General features: G+C 72.4%; 14 protein-coding genes. 9 read left to right on the forward strand and 5 right to left on the reverse strand.

What is annotated here, in order from left to right; all coding sequences use genetic code 11:
* Positions 1-19 precede the first annotated feature (19 nt).
* Positions 20-1,744, reverse strand: coding sequence for a DEDD exonuclease domain-containing protein (locus tag CLV63_RS26005; RefSeq protein WP_245929059.1), 1,725 nt, complete (start codon positions 1,742-1,744; stop codon positions 20-22).
* A 233-nt stretch (positions 1,745-1,977) separates the two neighbouring features.
* Here CLV63_RS26005 and CLV63_RS26010 point away from each other — a divergent pair, with 233 nt between their 5' ends.
* From CLV63_RS26010 to CLV63_RS26035, 5 genes are all read left to right on the forward strand, one after another.
* On the forward strand, positions 1,978-2,250 hold the full coding sequence (locus CLV63_RS26010) for a hypothetical protein (RefSeq protein ID WP_106585846.1): 273 nt from the start codon (positions 1,978-1,980) through the stop codon (positions 2,248-2,250).
* Positions 2,247-3,680: an NYN domain-containing protein gene (locus CLV63_RS26015; protein WP_106585847.1), complete on the forward strand. Its 1,434-nt coding sequence runs from the start codon at positions 2,247-2,249 to the stop codon at positions 3,678-3,680. Before CLV63_RS26010 ends, CLV63_RS26015 begins: the two co-directional genes overlap by 4 nt.
* A 437-nt stretch (positions 3,681-4,117) precedes the next feature.
* On the forward strand, positions 4,118-5,107 hold the full coding sequence (locus tag CLV63_RS26020; protein ID WP_106585848.1) for a C40 family peptidase: 990 nt from the start codon (positions 4,118-4,120) through the stop codon (positions 5,105-5,107).
* Between the two features lie 592 nt (positions 5,108-5,699).
* On the forward strand, positions 5,700-6,725 hold the full coding sequence (locus CLV63_RS26030) for a C40 family peptidase (RefSeq protein WP_245929060.1): 1,026 nt from the start codon (positions 5,700-5,702) through the stop codon (positions 6,723-6,725).
* A 73-nt stretch (positions 6,726-6,798) separates the two neighbouring features.
* Entirely contained in the window at positions 6,799-7,947 is a 1,149-nt protein-coding gene (locus tag CLV63_RS26035) for a glycosyltransferase family 4 protein (RefSeq protein ID WP_106585851.1), read from the forward strand.
* A 30-nt stretch (positions 7,948-7,977) separates the two neighbouring features.
* Here the strand turns inward: CLV63_RS26035 and CLV63_RS26040 are convergent, their stop codons facing one another.
* The gene (locus CLV63_RS26040) at positions 7,978-9,774 is read right to left on the reverse strand and encodes an AMP-dependent synthetase/ligase (RefSeq protein ID WP_106585852.1); all 1,797 of its coding nucleotides are present in this window, start codon (positions 9,772-9,774) and stop codon (positions 7,978-7,980) included.
* 425 nt (positions 9,775-10,199) lie between these two features.
* Between CLV63_RS26040 and CLV63_RS26045 the strand changes: the two genes are divergently transcribed.
* Together CLV63_RS26045 and CLV63_RS26050 are read left to right on the forward strand one after the other, a co-directional pair.
* Positions 10,200-10,631: a hypothetical protein gene (locus tag CLV63_RS26045; RefSeq protein ID WP_106585853.1), complete on the forward strand. Its 432-nt coding sequence runs from the start codon at positions 10,200-10,202 to the stop codon at positions 10,629-10,631.
* 117 nt (positions 10,632-10,748) lie between these two features.
* Positions 10,749-11,696: an ROK family glucokinase gene (locus CLV63_RS26050; protein WP_106585854.1), complete on the forward strand. Its 948-nt coding sequence runs from the start codon at positions 10,749-10,751 to the stop codon at positions 11,694-11,696.
* A gap of 45 nt (positions 11,697-11,741) precedes the next feature.
* Here CLV63_RS26050 and CLV63_RS26055 read toward each other — a convergent pair whose 3' ends face one another.
* Both CLV63_RS26055 and CLV63_RS26060 read right to left on the reverse strand, forming a co-directional pair.
* A complete protein-coding gene (locus CLV63_RS26055) occupies positions 11,742-12,602 on the reverse strand; it encodes a hypothetical protein (RefSeq protein WP_106585855.1) in 861 nt (286 codons plus the stop codon).
* A 4-nt stretch (positions 12,603-12,606) separates the two neighbouring features.
* Positions 12,607-13,371 carry an alpha/beta hydrolase gene (locus tag CLV63_RS26060; protein ID WP_106585856.1) on the reverse strand — a complete coding sequence of 255 codons (765 nt, stop codon included), beginning with the start codon at positions 13,369-13,371 and terminating at the stop codon, positions 12,607-12,609.
* Positions 13,372-13,697: 326 nt separating this feature from the next.
* On the opposite strand from CLV63_RS26060, the gene CLV63_RS26065 reads away from it, so the two are divergent.
* Together CLV63_RS26065 and macS are read left to right on the forward strand one after the other, a co-directional pair.
* Positions 13,698-14,654 (forward strand): lysophospholipid acyltransferase family protein, encoded by a 957-nt coding sequence (locus tag CLV63_RS26065; RefSeq protein WP_106585857.1) that lies wholly within the window; start codon positions 13,698-13,700, stop codon positions 14,652-14,654.
* Between the two features lie 47 nt (positions 14,655-14,701).
* Entirely contained in the window at positions 14,702-16,012 is a 1,311-nt protein-coding gene (gene macS, locus CLV63_RS26070) for a MacS family sensor histidine kinase (protein ID WP_245929061.1), read from the forward strand.
* Here the strand turns inward: macS and CLV63_RS26075 are convergent.
* Positions 15,915-16,778 (reverse strand): HD domain-containing protein, encoded by an 864-nt coding sequence (locus CLV63_RS26075; protein ID WP_342751440.1) that lies wholly within the window; start codon positions 16,776-16,778, stop codon positions 15,915-15,917. The two genes, macS and CLV63_RS26075, sit on opposite strands and share 98 nt — an antisense overlap.
* Positions 16,779-16,896: the final 118 nt, after the last annotated feature.

Below are 16,896 nucleotides of genomic sequence, written 5' to 3' on the forward strand. Positions count from 1 at the left end.
CCGGAACGGCTGCTGCCGCTCATTTTCGGGCGCCGGATGGTTCGCGCTGCCAGTCTGCCATTTCACGGTGCTTTTCGGCACCGTTGGTGGGGCATGTCCAGTCGCCGTCGAGTTCGACGAGGCGGGTGCCGGGCGTGTCGAGCCAGCGCAGCACGCATTCCATCTCCTCGGCGCGCGCCCTGGGCGTGGGGCCGTGGCCCGGCCCCACGGTCTCGGCGGTGGCGACGAGGGCGCGCAGGTAGGCGTGCGGGTCGGCGCCGGGGGCCATGAGTCCGCTGCCGGCGAGGCGGCCGTGCCGCACCACGCACAGCTCCCAGCCGTTCGCCGCGCGCCGCGCGGCGACCAGGTGCGGGAGTGCGGCGAGCGCGGAGAGGCGCTGGACGCGGATGGCGGCCTTGAGGAAGGCGGCCAGCCGGTCGCGGTGCACCGCCGCCTCCTCGAAGCGGAGCGCGGCGGACAGGGTGCGGATCTGCGCGGTGACGGCCCGCACCACGGGGGAGGGGTCGCCGGTGAACGCGGTGCCGGCCGCCTCGGTGTGCGCGGCGTACTCCGCCTCGGTCTCGCGCCCCTCGCAGGGGGCGTTGCAGCGCCCCAGTTCGGCGAGGACGCAGGCGCGGACCTCGGTGGTCGCGGTGAACCGGTGGGTGCACTGCCGCAGTGGGAAGGCGTGCAGCAGGGCCTCGCGGGCGAGCTCGGCGTCGCGGGCGGAGTTGAAGGGGCCGAGGTAGGGCACGCCGTCGTCGCGTACGGCGCGGACGAGCGACAGCCGGGGGAACCGCTCGGCGGTGAGCTTCAGCCAGGTCTTGCGGTCGGGGTTGCGGGAGCGGCGGTTGTAGGGCGGCGTGCGTTCGGCGATCAGCCGCAGCTCGCGGACCTCGGCTTCGAGCCCGGTGCCGCAGACGATGGGGGTGATGCGCTCGGCCAGCGCGAGCATCTCGCGCACCCGCCCCCGGGTCTCCGACGCGGTGAAGTAGGACTTGGCGCGCTTGCGGAGGTCGCCGCTCTTGCCGACGTAGAGTGCGTCGCCCTTGGCGTCCTCGAAGACGTACACGCCCGGTGCGTTGGGGAGGTCGTCGGCGAGCCCCCGCTTGCGGCGCTGCGTGGCGGTGGGCGCGGCGCGGAACCCGCGCAGCTCCTCGAGGGTGTCGATGCCGAACGAGCCGAGGCGTTCGAGCAGGCCGTGCAGGACGCCGACGGTGGCGCGGGCGTCGTCGAGGGCGCGGTGGGTGGGCTGGTCGGGGACCCGGAAGAAGCCGGCGAGGGTGCCGAGCTTGTGGTTGGGGACTTCGTCGCGGGTGACCAGGCGGCGCGCGAGCGGGACGGTGTCGATCACCACGGTGTGCGGCCACGGCCGGTCGTGCGCCGCGCACGCGGCCTTGAGGAAGCCCACGTCGAACGGTGCGTTGTGGGCGACCAGGGCGGTGCCGGGGCGGTCGAGCCCGGCGAACTCCAGGAAGCCCGGCAGGACCGCCTCGATGCGCGGCGCGGGGGCGACCATGGCCTGGGTGATGCCGGTCAGCAGTGTGATGAACGGCGGGATGGGCACACCGGGGTCGACCAGGGTGCCGAACTCGCCGAGGACCTCGCCGCCGCGCACCTTCACCGCGCCGATCTCGGTGATGCCCGCGCCGTCGGCGCGGGTGCCGGTGGTCTCCAGATCGACGATGACGAAGGTGGTCTGCGACAGCGGGGTCCCCAGGTCGTCGAGGGTGCCCTGGATCGCGGGGGGTCGCTGATCGTCCACGGGGACCAGGGTAGGGCGGCCCTCGGACGGTTCGTACAGGAGTTCTGCCGGGGGTCGGGCGCTCCGACCTGCGCGGCGGCCCTGGTGTGCCGCCGGGGCCGCGTGCGGCGGCATGGAAGGATAACGGCCAACCAGGCCAAAGAGGAATGCGAATCGTAATCGGACGGTACTCGTGTCTTCTCGGGTAGCGGGTGCGATGCGCCCTAGGGTGCAGACAAAGGAGGAGCAACACAATGAGCATTTCGGTGCCGACCGATACCGAGCGGTGGCGCTGCGCGCAGTGCGGCAACCTGACCCGGTTCGACGTCACCCGCACGGTCCGGTCCCGCGACTACCTGCACCTCGACCTGTCGGGTGCGAGCCGTGTCGAGGAGAGCGAGGTGCTCGCGGAGACCGTCGAGCACGTGCGGTGCCGCTGGTGCGACGCCGTCGACGCGGTGGACGTCGTGCCCCGGCCGGCGGCCGAGGCGTCCGCGGGCCAGGAACAGGCGGCGGAACCGGCATGACGTCGAGTGAGGACGCTTCGACGGGCCCGGCCGGCGGTCCGGGCCCTTCGGGGGCGTCCAGCGGCTCCGGTGCGCCACCGGAGCCGCTGGACGCCCCCGAACCGGACACGGGGGACACGGGGGATGAAGAAGGGCTCGACCGCCCCCTCCCCGAGGACGTGCGGGCCAGGGTGGTCGAGTACGGCGCCGACATCCTCGGCGGCCTGCCGGCGGCCGAGGTGCCCGCGGCGCTGCGCCGCGTCGCGAAGTTCGAGCCGCGCCGCCGCGCGCGGCTCGCGGGCCCGCAGATCGCCGCGCAGCTGGAGACCGACGCCGGGTTCCGGGGGCGGGTCGCCGAGCGGGTCGCGCGCGTGTGGCCGGAGCTCGCCGAGGGGCTGCGCCGGGGCATGGTGCCCCCCGCCGCCGACCCGGTGGCCGTCGCGGCGGCCGCGTACCTGCTCCGGCCGGCCGGCTGGGCGCTGATCGTGGACAGGATCCACGGCGACCTCGAACAGCAGGAGAGCGCCAAGGAGGTCGGCGCGGTGGCGGCCGAGCTCGCCGAGGCGCGCCGCAGGCTGGACGAGGTGAAGAGCGAGCACCACAGGGAGACCGTGCGGCTGCGGTCCGGCCTGCGCGAGCAGCGCTCCGAGATCGCGGACCTGCGGCGGCGCCTGCACGCCGAGCGGCAGCGCGCGAAGGACGCGGTCGAGCGGGCCGAGCGGGCGTCGGCCGACGCGGCGGAGCGCGACACCGCGGCGGCCGGCCGGCTCGGCGCGGTGGAGGCGGAGAACCGCCGCCTGCGCAACCGGCTCGCCGCCGCCGAGTCCCAGGTGGAGAACGCGCGCAGGGCGGCGCGCGCCGGGCGCAGCGCCGACGACGCGCGGCTGCACGTACTGCTCGACGTGCTGATGGACGCCTCGCACGGGTTGCGCCGCGAACTCGCCCTGCCGACCTCCATCGAGAGCCCGGCCGACCTGGTCGCCGAGGAGCACGAGCGGCGGGTCCGCGGCACCCCCTCGGTCGGCCTCGCGGCCGACGACCCGGCAGTGGTCGACCAGCTGCTCCTGCTGCCGCGGGTGCACCTGCTGGTCGACGGCTACAACGTGACCAAGACCGGGTACGGCACGCTGCCGCTGGCCGACCAGCGCACCCGGCTGCTGACGTCGCTGGAGGGCCTGGCGAGCCGCACCAAGGCGGAGATCACCTGCGTCTTCGACGGCGCCGACGTCGACGCCCCGCCGGCGCTGCCGTCGAACCGGCGGGTCCGGCTGCTGTTCAGCGACCCGGGGGAGACCGCGGACGAGCTCATCATCCGCCTGGTGCGGGCCGAGCCGCCGGGGCGGCCGCTCGGCGTGGTGACCTCGGACCGCGAGATCGTCTCCGCCGTGCGGCGGGAAGGGGCGCGGCCCGTCCCCTCGCTGCTGTTCCTGCGGCGGCTCGAAGGGGCGTGACGAACCCCGACCCGGCCTGGGCGGGCAAACCGATCGCGGTGCGAGTGGCCGGATGTGGCCAGTGTCATAGCGGAGGCCCAATGGGGCCGCAGGGCAGCGCAGATGAGCGCGGGACGGGTGCTGACGCGGAGACTTCGCGGGTCCCGTGGTTGAGTGGCACGGGTTGACCCGCTAGGTTCATCCCGGAGCCGGATAGTCGGCTCCGCACCATGGCCCCATGCCGGTGTCCGTCGCACCCGCGGCGCGCGCTGCCCTGAGGCCGCGGTGCGGAGTACCGGCTGCTCGTGTTGGACGTAGCGCCGTCCGCCGCCCCCATGCGGCGGGTCACCCCGCTGGCCGCTGCTCCCGCACGGTGCTGTCAGCGCCTGAGGTCCGCCGGCGCCCACCCCTTATCCCCACTCCGTGCGGACATTGATGACGAGGAGCGTGTCCCGCCCATGGCGAACAGTTCGGGACGGCGCACGGCCAGCCGGATCGTTGCCGGTATCGGAGCCGTCGCAGCCGGGAGCCTGATTCTTCCCGGAGGCATCGCGCACGCTGAGCCGACGAAGGAAGAAGTCAAGAAGAAGATCTCCGACCTCCAGAAGGAGGCCGGGAAGATCGTCGACGACTACAACGCGGCGAAAGAGGACTACGACACCGCGAAGAAGAAGTACGACGGTCTCGACAAGCAGGTCGGCGACGAGGAGGAGCGCTACAACAAGCTCCGCAACAAGGTCGCCGAGTTCGCCAGCGCGAACTACCGCGCGGGTGAGCTCGACTCCCCGACCCGGGTCCTCGCGGCGGACTCGCCCAAGGATCTGCTGGGCAAGTCGGCCGACCTCGGCTACCTCTCGGACAACCAGAAGACCCAGCTCGACGAGTTCGAGGGCTCCACTGAGCGGCTGATCAAGCTCAAGAAGGAGTCCAAGGACGCCCTGAAGGAGACCAAGGGCGAAAAGGACAAGATCGAGAAGAAGAAGGACAAGGTCGAGGACAAGATCGACAAGCAGGAGGACCTGCTCGCCGAGTTCCCCGACGCCGACCCCGCCTCGGGCGGCAACGACTCCGGGCAGAGCTACAACGGGTCGGCCTCCGGCAACGCCAAGGCCGCGCTCGACTACGCCTACGCGCAGCTGGGCAAGCCCTACGTGTACGGCGGTGCCGGCCCGAGCGGATTCGACTGCTCCGGCCTGACCATGCGCGCCTGGGGCGCCGCGGGCGTCAGCCTGCCGCGCACCACCTACGGCCAGGTCGGCGCGGGCCAGTCGGTCAGCCGCGACGCGCTGCAACCAGGTGACCTGGTGTTCTTCAGCGGCAACGGCCACATGGGCATGTACGTCGGCAACAACCAGATGATCCACGCGCCGCGCACCGGCAAGAACGTCGAGGTCGTCTCGCTGTCCGGCTACTGGGGCGGGCAGTACGAGAGCGCCGTCCGCCCGTAGCGGCACGGAAACGTAGAACGCAGTCAGCGGGGCCGGACGGTGCGTCCGGCCCCGCTTGTCGTGCCGGGCCCCGCTTGTCGTGCCGGGCCCCGCTGCCGCGCCGGGGCCGCGCCGGAGGCGATTGTCACACGCGGCGCACCCGGTTCGCCGCGGCGCGGGGCGGCGCCTCCGGGGGCCGGGAACGCGGCGCCGACGGGACTTTCGCCGCATCGGGCGGGCGGGGGACCGGCGGTGTCCGGTATGCGGCATTCGCGAGGATCGTTCGCAAGATAACAGAATGGTTGAGAATGGTGCCGGCGATGCACTAGGGTTCGTCGGCGAGTGAGGTCGTCGTTCTCGCCATCACCAGGATGGCGGCGGCCGACTCCCGCTGAACTCCGCGATCGTCCGCTCCCCCGAGATCACGGAGACCGGGGAGCAGCCCCGGCGGATCGCCCCCCACCTGCTCGATCGCGACCGCCGCCCGGCGCTCTTGGGGTGTCCCGATGGCACCCGCCCCCGCTGCCACGCTTCCAGGCCGGCCTGTGCCCGGCCGCCCCCGGCGTGCGCGTCCCGGTAGGCGGAGGATATGGGAGGAAGGTGTGCCACAACTGTGGACGACCGCCATGAACGTGGCCCGAAACGCCGCCGCCTGACCGCTGTGTCCCTCGTCGCGGCGGGTGCGCTGATCGCGGCCCCCGGTGTCGCCAACGCGGAGCCCTCCGCGAGCGAGGTCCGGCAGAAGATCGAGAGGCTGGAGCGTGAGTTCTCCGAGCTCGCCGAGAAGTACAACGAGGCGAAGGAGGACCACGACACCACCAAGAAGAAGCTGAAGGACGTCAAGGACGACCTGAAGAAGAGCGAGAAGGGCCTCAAGGGCCTCCGCAAGCAGGTCGGCGGTATGGCGAACGCCGCGTACAGCGGCACCGACTACAGCGCCCCGTCCTACCTCATGGGCTCCGGCGGGCCCGAGGACACCCTCCGGCAGGCCGCCGACCTCGGCTACCTCTCCAGCAACCAGACCGAGAACCTCTCCAAGTACACCGAGGAGAAGGACCGCCTGGAGAAGCTGGAGAAGGAGTACGAGGACACCGAGGAGAAGGCGAAGAAGAAGCTCAAGGACGCCAACAAGGCGAAGAAGCAGGGCGAGCAGAAGGTCGAGAAGCAGCAGCAGATCCTCGACGACCTCACCACCTCGGAGCAGGACAGCGCCACCTCCAACGTCGGCGACGGCCGCGGCGGCAGCTCCTCCGGCGGCAGCTCCTACAACGGCCCGGCGACCGGCAACGCCAAGGCCGCGCTCGACTTCGCCTACGCCCAGGTCGGCAAGCCCTACGTCTGGGGCGGTACCGGGCCCGACGGCTTCGACTGCTCCGGCCTCACCCAGGCCGCGTGGAAGAAGGGCGGCGTGAACCTGCCCCGCACCTCCCAGTCGCAGTACGGCGCCGGCCAGCGCGTGTCGTTCAACGAGCTGCAACCCGGCGACCTGCTGTTCTTCTACAGCTCCTCGCCGTCGCACGTCGGCATCTACGCCGGGAACAACAAGATGGTGCACGCGTCGACCTCGTCCAAGCCGGTCATGGAGGTCTCGCTGAACAGCTACTACAAGCAGGAGTTCGTGGGCGGCATCCGCCCCTGACCCCGCCGACGGGCCGGCCGCCGCACCCGCGGGGCCGGCCCGCCGTGTGCGCGGAGTCGGCCACAATGGGCCCGTGACGCGCACTCTGATCATCACCAACGACTTCCCGCCCCGCCCCGGGGGGATCCAGGCGTTCGTGCACGCCCTCGCCCGGCACCGGCCGCCCGGGTCCGTGGTCGTGTACTGCTCGACGCCCGCGCGGTCCGACAGGGGCACCTGGCGCGATCCCGAGGCGTTCGACATCGCCCAGCCGTTCCCCGTCATCCGCGAGCGCACCTCGGTGCTGCTGCCCGGCCCGGCGGTGCGGGCCAGGGCGCGCCGGATCGCCCGGCTGGAGGAGTGCGACTCCGTCCTCTTCGGCTCGGCCGTCCCGCTGGGCGCCATGGCGGCGGGGCTGCGCCGCGACGGTGTGCGCCGCATCGTGGCCCTGACCCACGGCCACGAGGCCGGCTGGGCGTCGCTGCCGGGCGCGCGCGGCCTCCTGCGCTCCGTGGGCGCCAACACCGACACCGTCACCTACCTCGGCGACTACACCCGGGCGCGGCTCGCGCGGGTGCTCGACCCCGCTGCCGCGCGGCGGATGCGGCGGCTGGCGCCCGGCGTCGACACCGAGCGGTTCCGGCCCGGCGCCGGGGGAGCGGAGCTGCGCGAGCGCCTGGACCTGGGGGAGCGCCCCGTGGTGGCGTGCGTTTCGCGGCTGGTGCCGCGCAAGGGCCAGGACACCCTGATCCGCGCCTGGCCGCGGGTCCGCGCCGACATCCCGGACGCCGTGCTGCTGCTGGTCGGCGGCGGTCCGTACCGGTCGCGGCTGGAGGCGCTGGCGCGCGAGCGCGGGGTGGCCGACTCCGTCCGGTTCACGGGCTCGGTGGCATGGGACGACCTGCCCGCCCACTACGACGCGGCCGACGTCTTCGCGATGCCGTGCCGGTCGCGCAACGGCGGGTTGGACGTCGAGGGCCTGGGGATCGTGTTCCTGGAGGCAGCGGCCGCCGGCCTGCCGGTGGTGGCCGGCGCGTCCGGCGGGGCCCCCGACGCGGTGCGCGACGGCGACACCGGGCACGTGGTCGACCCCCTGCTGCCGGGGCCCACCGCGCGCCGCCTCATCGCCCTGCTCGGCGACCCGGCCGCGGCCGCCGCCATGGGCGGGCGGGGCCGCGAGCGGGTGGCGCGGGAGTGGACCTGGGCGGGCGCGGCGCAGCGCCTCGACGCGATCCTCGGCTGACGGGCGGGGGCGGCGCCCCCGCCCGGACACTCAGCCGGCGTAGAGCTCTTCGATGTCCTTGCCGAACTGCTCGGCGACGACGTGCCGCTTGAGCTTCAGAGACGCGGTCATCTGCCCGCCGTCCTCGGTGAAGTCGACGGGCAGCAGGGTGAACTTGCGCACCGACTCGGCCCGCGACACGGCCTTGTTGGCGTCGTCGACGGCGGCCTGCACGGCGGCGATGAGGTCGGGGTCGTCGACGAGGTCGGCGACACCGCCGGACTTGCCGTTCTGCTGCTTCCAGAATTCGAGCGCCTCGGGGTCGACCGTGATGAGCGCCGCGATGAAGTTGCGGTTGTCGCCGACGACCAGGCACTGGCTGACCAGCGCGTGCCCGCGGATGCGGTCCTCGATGACGGCGGGGGCGACGTTCTTGCCGCCCGCGGTCACGATGATCTCCTTCTTGCGCCCGGTGATGCTGACGTAGCCGTCGTCGTCCAGGTCGCCGAGGTCGCCGGTGCGGTACCAGCCGTCCTCGTCGAACGCCTCTGCGGCCGCGGCCGGGTTGTCCCAGTAGCCGCGCATCACGTGGTCGCCCTTGACGAGGATCTCGCCGTCGTCGCCGATGGCGATGGACACGCCGGGGAACGGCTGGCCCACGGTGCCGATCTTGATGCGGCCGGGGTCGTTCACCGCGGTGGGCGCCGAGGTCTCGGTGAGACCGTAGCCCTCGATGATGGTGAGTCCGACGCCGCGGAAGAAGTGGCCGAGGCGGGTGCCCAGCGCGGAGCCGCCCGAGACCGCGTGGGTGGCCTGGCCGCCGACCGCCTTGAGGATCTTGCCGTAGACCAGGCGGGTGAACAGGGCGTGCTTGAGCCGCAGGCCCAGCGGCACGGAGCCGGTGTCGAGCGCCTTGCTGTAGGCGATGGCGGTGTCGGCCGCCGCGGCGAAGATCCGGCCCTTGCCTTCGGAGACGGCCTTCTGCTCGGCCTTGTTGTAGACCTTCTCGAAGACGCGGGGTACGGCCAGCAGGAACGTGGGCTGGTAGACGCCGAGGGTGTCGATGAGCTCCGGGCCGGTGGTGGGGAAGTGGCCCAGGATGGTCTTGGACTCCACGCAGCCCACTTCGATGATCCGCGCGAAGGAGTGGGCCAGCGGCAGGAACAGCAGCGTGGCGCGGCCCTCGACGGTGAACACCTGCTCCAGCGGGCCGTCGATGATGTTGCGGATGGTGAAGAGCAGGTTCCGGTGGGTGAGTTCGCAGCCCTTGGGCAGCCCGGTGGTGCCCGACGTGTAGATGAGGGTGGCGAGGTCGTCGACGGTGCCCGCCGCGCGGCGCTCCTCGATTGCCGCGGCGTCGACCTCGGTGCCCGTGGCGGTGAACGTGTCGAGGCCCGAATCGTCGATCTGCCAGACGGACTCCAGGTCCGGCAGTGCGTCCTTGACCGCGCCGACCCGCTCGCCGTGCTCGGCGCTCTCGACGAACACGGCGCGGCTGCCGCTGTTGCCGAGGATCCACTCGACCTGCTCGGCCGACGAGGTCTCGTAGATGGGGACGACGACGGCGCCGACCGCCCACAGCGCGTAGTCAATGACGGTCCACTCGTAGCGGGTCCGCGACATCAGGCCGACCCGGTCGCCGTGCTCGATGCCAGCGGCGATCAGCGCCTTGGCGACGGCGACGACGTCGTCGCCGAACTCCTTGCACGTGACATCGCGCCACTGGCCGGACTCCTGGCGGCGCATCATGACCGCGCCGGGCTCTTCGGCCGCGCGCGCGAAAACGGTGTCGGTCAGGTGTGCGTCGGTGGAGATCTCGACCTTCACCGGACGGCTGTACTCGCGCACGTGCAACTCCTGGACTGCGGATGCTGGCAGGGGATTTGTGAGGACGGTAACAAGTTTTCCCACCGGTAGGTAGAACCAGTTCTACCTTGGTATCCGATAGTGACCCGGGCGCGGCCGATCGGACCACGGGTGCGCGCCCGGTCACGGGGCGCGGCCGTCCCCAGGGGACATACCAGTATTACCCGGACGCCCAGCGGGAACACACCGGGCGGGGGCCCGCGCACGGCGATGCGACGATCCCCACCCCGGGGCGCGGCCGTGCGCCACCGCCCGACACCCGCACGTCCCCGGCCGCCCCCGCACGCCCCCGGCCGTCCCTGAACCGGCTCGGGGTTCGCCCTGGTTTCGGCACCGCCGTCGGCACCCGGGCCCGCGTTGCGGCTACGGTGACAGGCAGACCCAGAAACAGGCAGGTAGGTGTGACCATGGCCCAGCCGAACCGTGACTCCGGCGGCTCCTCCGGCTCGCAGGACATCATCGACGACGCGCTGCGGCTGGTCGACTCGCTCCAGCGCAAGCTCATCATCGCGGGCGTGCGCCGCGGCGTCTCCAGCGTCACCTCGCCGCCCCCGTCGAAGGGCGACGTGTGGGAGGAGGCCGTCAAGGACGACACCCCCGACGAACCGGCGCTCGACCGGCTGTTCGGCATCGCGCGCACCGCTGCGCCCGAGGTGGCCGGGCACCTGTTCAAGGCGGGCACCACGATGTTCCGCGCGGCCGGCCAGACCTGGGGCGTCATCGAGAGCGCGTGGGAGAAGAACCGCCGCGAGCGCGACGAGAACGACGGCGGCGGCCCCAACGGCGACGGCGGCGGATCGCGGGGCGACACCCCGCCGCCTGCCATCACGCGGCGTTGAGGCATCCCGGGTCGGGGCAGTGGTCTGAACCAGTGGTTTACTCCACCTGAACCGGAAACCCCGGGGAGCCCCGCACCTCGGCGGCGGCCCCTGCCTGCGCGTGAGGAGCGTCTGCTGATGACGTTGACCATCGGTGTCGACATCGGGGGCACCAAGGTCGCCGCCGGAGTGGTCGACCCCCAGGGTCGGATCCTCGACAAGGTCAAGTACCCCACGCCCGCCGACAGCACCGCCATCGCCGACGTGGTCTGCGACGCCGTCGAGGAGCTCCTCGTCCGGCACACCGGCGCCGCCATCAGCGGTGTGGGCTGCGGCACCGCCGGGTTCGTCCACGAGGACCGCGCCACCGTGATGTTCGCCCCCAACCTGGCGTGGCGCGACGAACCCTTGCAGAAGCGCGTCCGGCAGCGCATCGATCTGCCCGTGGTCATCGAGAACGACGCCAACGCCGCCGCGTGGGCCGAGGCGCGGTTCGGCGCCGGGCGCGGCGCGGCGCACGTCGTGTGCGTGACCCTGGGCACCGGCATCGGCAGCGGGGTCGTCGCCGACGGCGCGCTGTTCCGCGGCCGCCACGGCATCGCCGGCGAGATCGGCCACTACCGGATGGTGCCCGACGGCCGCCGCTGCGGGTGCGGCAACCACGGGTGCTGGGAGCAGTACGCCAGCGGCCGCGCGCTGGTCGCCGAAGCGCAGGACCTCGCGACCGCCGACCCGATCTACGGTGCGCGGCTGCTCGACCTCGCCGAAGGCGACACCGCCCGGATCCAGGGCGCCGAGATCACCCTCGCGGCGCAGGAGGGCGACCCCGCGGCGCTGGAGTGCTTCCGGATCGTCGGCGAATGGGTGGGCCTGGGCCTGGCCGACCTGGCGGCGATCCTCGACCCCGAGTGCTTCGTCATCGGCGGCGGCGTGTCGGAGGCGGGCGACATCCTGCTGGAACCCGCGCGCGCGTCGTTCACCCGGCACGTCACCGGCCGCGCGGTGCGCAGCCTCGCCGACGTCCGCACCGCCGAGCTGGGCCCGGAGGCGGGCATCGTGGGCGCGGGCGACCTCGCCCGCCGCTGAGCCGCGCGGCGGCGGCTCGGATCACCGCGCCGCGGCGGTGGCCGTTCAGATGACCGCGCCGTCGTCGGGGCCGCTGTCGCGCGGGGGGCGGTCGCCCATACGCACCACCAAGACGATGAACCCGCCGATGAACGCCGCCACGGCGAGGAACGCCACGATGTCGGGCAGCCGCTGGCCCAGCAGGGTCGAGACCAGCAGGACGATGGGCCCGCCGAACAGCCCGCCCCACGACAGCCTGCTGACGAGGTCGCCGCGCGGCAGCGGAGGGGGCGGCGGCGGGACGTAGTGCTCCTCGTCGTCGGCCCGCGCTCGGCGGGCCTCGCGATCGGCGGTCTCGTCCGGATCATCGGAGCCGGCGGGGTCGTCGAGGTCGGGCGCGAGGAGGTCGCCGCCGGTGTCGTCGTCGCGGCGCCGCGCGACGTTCTCGGCGTCGGGCCAGGTGGGTTCGTCGGTGGCGTCGCTGTCGTAGAAGCGGGCCACGAGGTCGGCCCAGACGTCGTCGTCGGCGCCGGAGCCCACGGACTCGCTGGACCCCACGGACTCGCCGGGCGCCATGGCGTCGCGCGCCGACGGCTCGCCGGCCGGCGGGGTGTCGCCGCTCTCGGCGTTCGCGGCGTTCTCGGACCGGCCGACCTCGATGGCGCGCCCTTCGAGCTCGGGCAGCTCGGTGCGCAGGACGTCCTCGGCCGACCCGCGCTCGTTGGCGTCGACGTAGAGGTGGTCGGTGGGCGGTTCCTGCGCGGTGGAGTCGGCCGGCTTGAGGACGTCCTCGTCGAGCGGGATGGCGTAGGCGGCGATCCGCGCCTGGCGCAGGGCGTCGAGCATCAGGTCGGCCAGCGCCGGGGGTAGCAGGATCAGCGGGACATAGGTATCCGCGAGCAGGCCGTTGCCACGGCGATGCGTCATCGGTCTATTCCTTCCCCGCTGCTCTGCCGCCGTGCTCCCGGACGAACGCGAGGCTGCCGGCGAAGATCGCGGCGGCGTCGTAGTCGAGAGTGGCGACGTGGTAGCTGTCGTCGCATGAGCGGACGGTCACGGTCGTGTTGACCGCCCCGCTTTCGAGGATACGCAGACTCGCCGGTCCGACGACGTGATCCTGGGGGCTTCTGTACACGAGAATCGGCGCCGTGACCGCACCGAGATCGCGCCGGGTGGCGGTCCACAGCTTCGGCAGCGTCGCTGCGGCGGCGACCGGCACCCGGTCGTAGCCGATCTCGTGGACCCCGGGCTTCTTGATGTCGTCGGCCAGGCCCTTGACCGAGGGCAAAAACCGCTTCAGCAGCGGGGCGAAGAACAGCGCCTTGTTCTCCAGCGCGAGCGACGGGTTGACCAGCACCACGCCGCGGAACGCCGCAGGGTGCAGCTCGGCGAGGCGCAGCGCGAGGCAGCCGCCCATCGACTGGCCCATGACGAAGACGTCGTCGCAGTCGGCGCGGACCCGCTCGAACGCCTGCTCGGCGGCGCGCAGCCAGTCGTCGGCGCCGGTACGCGCCATGTCGCGCCAGGTGGTGCCGTGGCCCGGCAGGCGCGGCAGGTCCACGGTCAGCCCGGCGGCGGCCAGGTGCTCGGCCCAGGGACGCAGGGACTGCGGGGTGCCGGTGAACCCGTGGCACAGAACGACCCCCGTGGGTCCTCCCGAGTGCCGGAACGGATCGGCTCCGGGCAGTAGCGTCATGGGTGTTCCCCAGGTGATGGCGGGCCGGCGTGGTGAGCGGGTGCGCGAATCCGGGTGGAAGCCGCAACACCACGAAACTAACCCAGACGTGACGCAGTCCGGAAGTACCGCACACGCGTGGCGGTGACCCCCGCTCACGGGGACCCCGCACGGGTGACACCGGGTCACGGAACCGTCGCGCGACCGGTCGGTAACCGGGCTGGGGGTGTCCTGCATTGGTAGTCGGAGCTCAGCGGTGGGAAGATGACCGCGATTGTTCGTGCAGCGGGAAGGCGAACGTGCCGATTCAGGGTGAGATCTCCCCGCGTGAGCAGGGGTGAGCCGCAGTGTTCTATTGGGTGGTCAAGGCGATTCTGGGTCCGGTGCTGGCCGTGTTGTGGCAGCCGCGGGCCTACGGGGTCGAGAACGTCCCGCGGCACGGTCCCGCGGTCATGGTGAGCAACCACCTGTCCTTCTCCGACCACTTCTTCGGCCCGCTGCCGCTCCCGCGCAAGATCACCTTCCTCGCCAAGTCGGAGTACTTCACCGGCAGCGGACTCAAAGGGTTCGCCAGCCGCGTGTTCTTCACGGGCGTCGGACAGATCCCCATCGACCGGTCCGGCGGCAAGGCCAGCGAGGGCGCGCTGCGCACCGGCCTGCGCGTGCTCAAGCAGGGCAAACTGCTCGGCATCTACCCCGAGGGCACCCGGTCGCCCGACGGCCGCCTGTACCGCGGCCGCACCGGTGTCGCACGGATCGCCCTGGAGGCGCGCGCGCCGGTCGTGCCCATGGCGATGATCAACGTCGACAAGATCATGCCGCCCGGGCGCACCATCCCCAAGCTCGGCATCCGGCCCAAGGTGGTCTTCGGGAAGCCGTTGGACTTCTCCCGCTACTACGGCATGGAGAAGGACCCCCGCGTCCTGCGCGCCATCACCGACGAGATCATGTACTCGCTCATGGAGCTGTCCGGGCAGGAGTACGTCGACCGCTACGCGCAGTCGGTGAAGGCCGAGCTGGACGCCGCGGCGAAGGAAGAGCGCAAGGCGGAGCGGCAGGCGGCGAAGGCCGCGGCCGCCGGGTCCGGGGCCGGGGAGTCCGGAACGGCCCGGTCCGGGTCAGGGTCCGGGACCGGGGAGTCCGGGGCGGCCGGGTCTGGGGCAGCTGAGTCCGGGACCGGCGCCGAGGCCGACGCGGGCACCCGCAGGCGGGCCGAGCGCGAGCGGAAGAAGGCCGAGAAGGCCAAGCGCAAGGCCGAGAAGAAGGCGGGCAAGCAGGCAGGCAAGCAGACACCAGCCCCGTGAGGCCCGGCACACGCCGTGCGGCCGGCGGCGGACCGGGAGGGCGTTGAATGGGGTTCGAGGCTCCGCTGTGGCGCGGTATCGCGGTCTTCCGCGTGGCGTCGCTCGTCTACGCCGTCGCCATCGTCGTTCAGCAGCACCGGCACCTGGACGTCCCGTGGGTCGCGTGGACCGTCCTCGCCGTCATGGCGTGCTGGACCGCCGTCACCACCCGCACCTATCCGCGGCTTTCGGGCGATCGGCAGCGGCACGCCATGGTCTGGGCCGACCTCCTCGTCGCAGGCTGCTGCCTCATGGCGACGATCGTCGCGGCGACCCCCGCCTACCTGAAGGTCGCCCCGCCGCTGACCGCCACCTGGTTCGGCGCCGCCGCGCTCGCCGCCGTTGTGGTGCGGGGGCGCGGGTGGGCGCTGGGTGTGCCACTGGCGTACGGGGTCGCCGACAACGTCATCCGGCTGGTCCTGCAAATGGACGTGTCCGCCGCCACCGCCCGCGGCGTCATCCTGCTGGTCCTCGCCGGGCTGGCCGTGGGGTACATGGTCCATGTGGCGGCGGAGGCCGAGGAGCGGCTGTCGCTCGCCGCCGCCATGGAGGCGCGCACCCGCGAGCGCGAGCGGCTGGCGCGCTCGATCCACGACTCCGTCCTCCAGGTGCTCGCGATGGTGCAGAGGCGCGGCTCCGAAGCGGGCGGAGAGGCGGCGGAGCTCGGCCGCCTCGCGGGCGAGCAGGAGGCCAAACTCCGCAGCCTGATCGCCGCCGACGACACGGGAACCAACGTGGCAGTCGGCGGTGCGCTCCTCACGTCCAGGGAGACCGGCGGAGCCCGGGCGGCCCGGTCGGGTAGGGGGGCGCAGTCGGCACGCCGGACGGCGGGAGGCGGAACGCTGGCGGCGTGGCGAGCGGCGCGCGGCTCAGCGCAGTCGGCGCAACGGACGGCGAGTGGGGATCAGGTGGCCGGGCACCCGAGCGGCCCGGCGGACCTGCGTCCGCTGCTGGGCGCCCACGCCTCGGCGTCGGTGACCGTCTCAACCCCGGCGACCCCGGTGCTGTTCCCCGCGCACATCGCCGCGGAGGTGGCGGACGCGGTGGGAGCGGCACTGGCCAACGTCGAGCGCCATTGCGGCCCGGACACCCGTGCCTGGGTCCTGGTCGAGGACGAGACCGAGGCCGCAACGGTGACGGTCCGCGACGACGGCCCTGGCATGGAACCAGACCGCATAGCCGAGGCCGAGGCCGCCGGTCGGCTGGGAATCGCCCAAAGCATCAAGGGCCGCATCCACGACGCCGGCGGCACAGTAGACATCGTCTCCACCCCGGGAGAAGGCGTAGAGATCGAAATGCACATCCCCCACAAGCCCTGACAGACCCCCACCCCCGCAATCGCGGGGAGCACTTCCAGCGCAAGGCGGAGACGAACTTCCTGCGGGGACCACCCCCGCGCGTGCGGGGAGCACTGGGCATCTCGCCCATTGCCGTACGCAGCCAGTCCCACGAGCCTTGCGCGAGCAGTTCATCCGCCAGTCGCTGCCCCGACGGCGTCTTCACCCGGGCACGCGAGTTGTCGATCCAACGCTCGGCATTCGCGAATCCCTGCGATCGGTACTCCAGCCCTTGCAGCATGCACTCGATCTTGTCGGCGTCCTTCGCGCATCGCGCCTCCGCGCTCTCCTGTGCCTCGTACTCGGCAACCACGCCGCGAATCATCGCCGCCAGCGTCGGCGGCATCGCCGAAGTCTGGTCCTCGGTTACTGCCACAGGGTCAGCCGGGCGCTCGATGTACTTCTTCCCGAGATGGTTCACATCACCTCCCCGGGTCTCTTGAGAGTCGTGCCAGACCGCGAGGAGCGCCGCCCGCGCTGGGTCGGTGGCTTCCAATCCCGCGATCACGGACGGGATGATCGAGGTTCGCCAGGAGTGCTCGGTCACCGATTCGGGGTCACGTACGCCGGCCATCCACCATCCGGTGCGCCGCCCGGCGGCCTCGGGTCCCTGACCTGCACCAACACGGAAACGTTCGCCGCGCCCCGAATCACGACCGAATCCATCGCCCGCACCCATGGCGCAACGACCACCGAAACACCACCAGATCAGCCGAATCATACCTGGTCGACGCAGGCAATACCGCATATACTGGAAACATGTTCGAACATGGAACACCCCACGAGCCACCCCCCGACAGGGGACTGGCCGGGGTGCGCCGCACCCTCGCCTCGGCCGCCGCGCACGCGGCCGCGTGCGCGGATGC

It is taken from the genome of Murinocardiopsis flavida (genome assembly GCF_003014485.1).
Lineage (GTDB): Bacteria > Actinomycetota > Actinomycetes > Streptosporangiales > Streptosporangiaceae > Murinocardiopsis > Murinocardiopsis flavida.

Coding starts and splice junctions, on each gene's coding strand:
- CLV63_RS26010 (WP_106585846.1), top strand. CDS start 1,978: ATGAGCATTTCGGTGCCGACCGATACCGAGCGGTGGCGCTGCGCGCAG.
- CLV63_RS26015 (WP_106585847.1), top strand. CDS start 2,247: ATGACGTCGAGTGAGGACGCTTCGACGGGCCCGGCCGGCGGTCCGGGC.
- CLV63_RS26020 (WP_106585848.1), top strand. CDS start 4,118: ATGGCGAACAGTTCGGGACGGCGCACGGCCAGCCGGATCGTTGCCGGT.
- CLV63_RS26045 (WP_106585853.1), top strand. CDS start 10,200: ATGGCCCAGCCGAACCGTGACTCCGGCGGCTCCTCCGGCTCGCAGGAC.
- CLV63_RS26050 (WP_106585854.1), top strand. CDS start 10,749: ATGACGTTGACCATCGGTGTCGACATCGGGGGCACCAAGGTCGCCGCC.
- CLV63_RS26055 (WP_106585855.1), bottom strand. CDS start 12,602: ATGACGCATCGCCGTGGCAACGGCCTGCTCGCGGATACCTATGTCCCG.
- CLV63_RS26060 (WP_106585856.1), bottom strand. CDS start 13,371: ATGACGCTACTGCCCGGAGCCGATCCGTTCCGGCACTCGGGAGGACCC.
- macS (WP_245929061.1), top strand. CDS start 14,702: ATGGGGTTCGAGGCTCCGCTGTGGCGCGGTATCGCGGTCTTCCGCGTG.
- CLV63_RS26075 (WP_342751440.1), bottom strand. CDS start 16,778: ATGCGGTATTGCCTGCGTCGACCAGGTATGATTCGGCTGATCTGGTGG.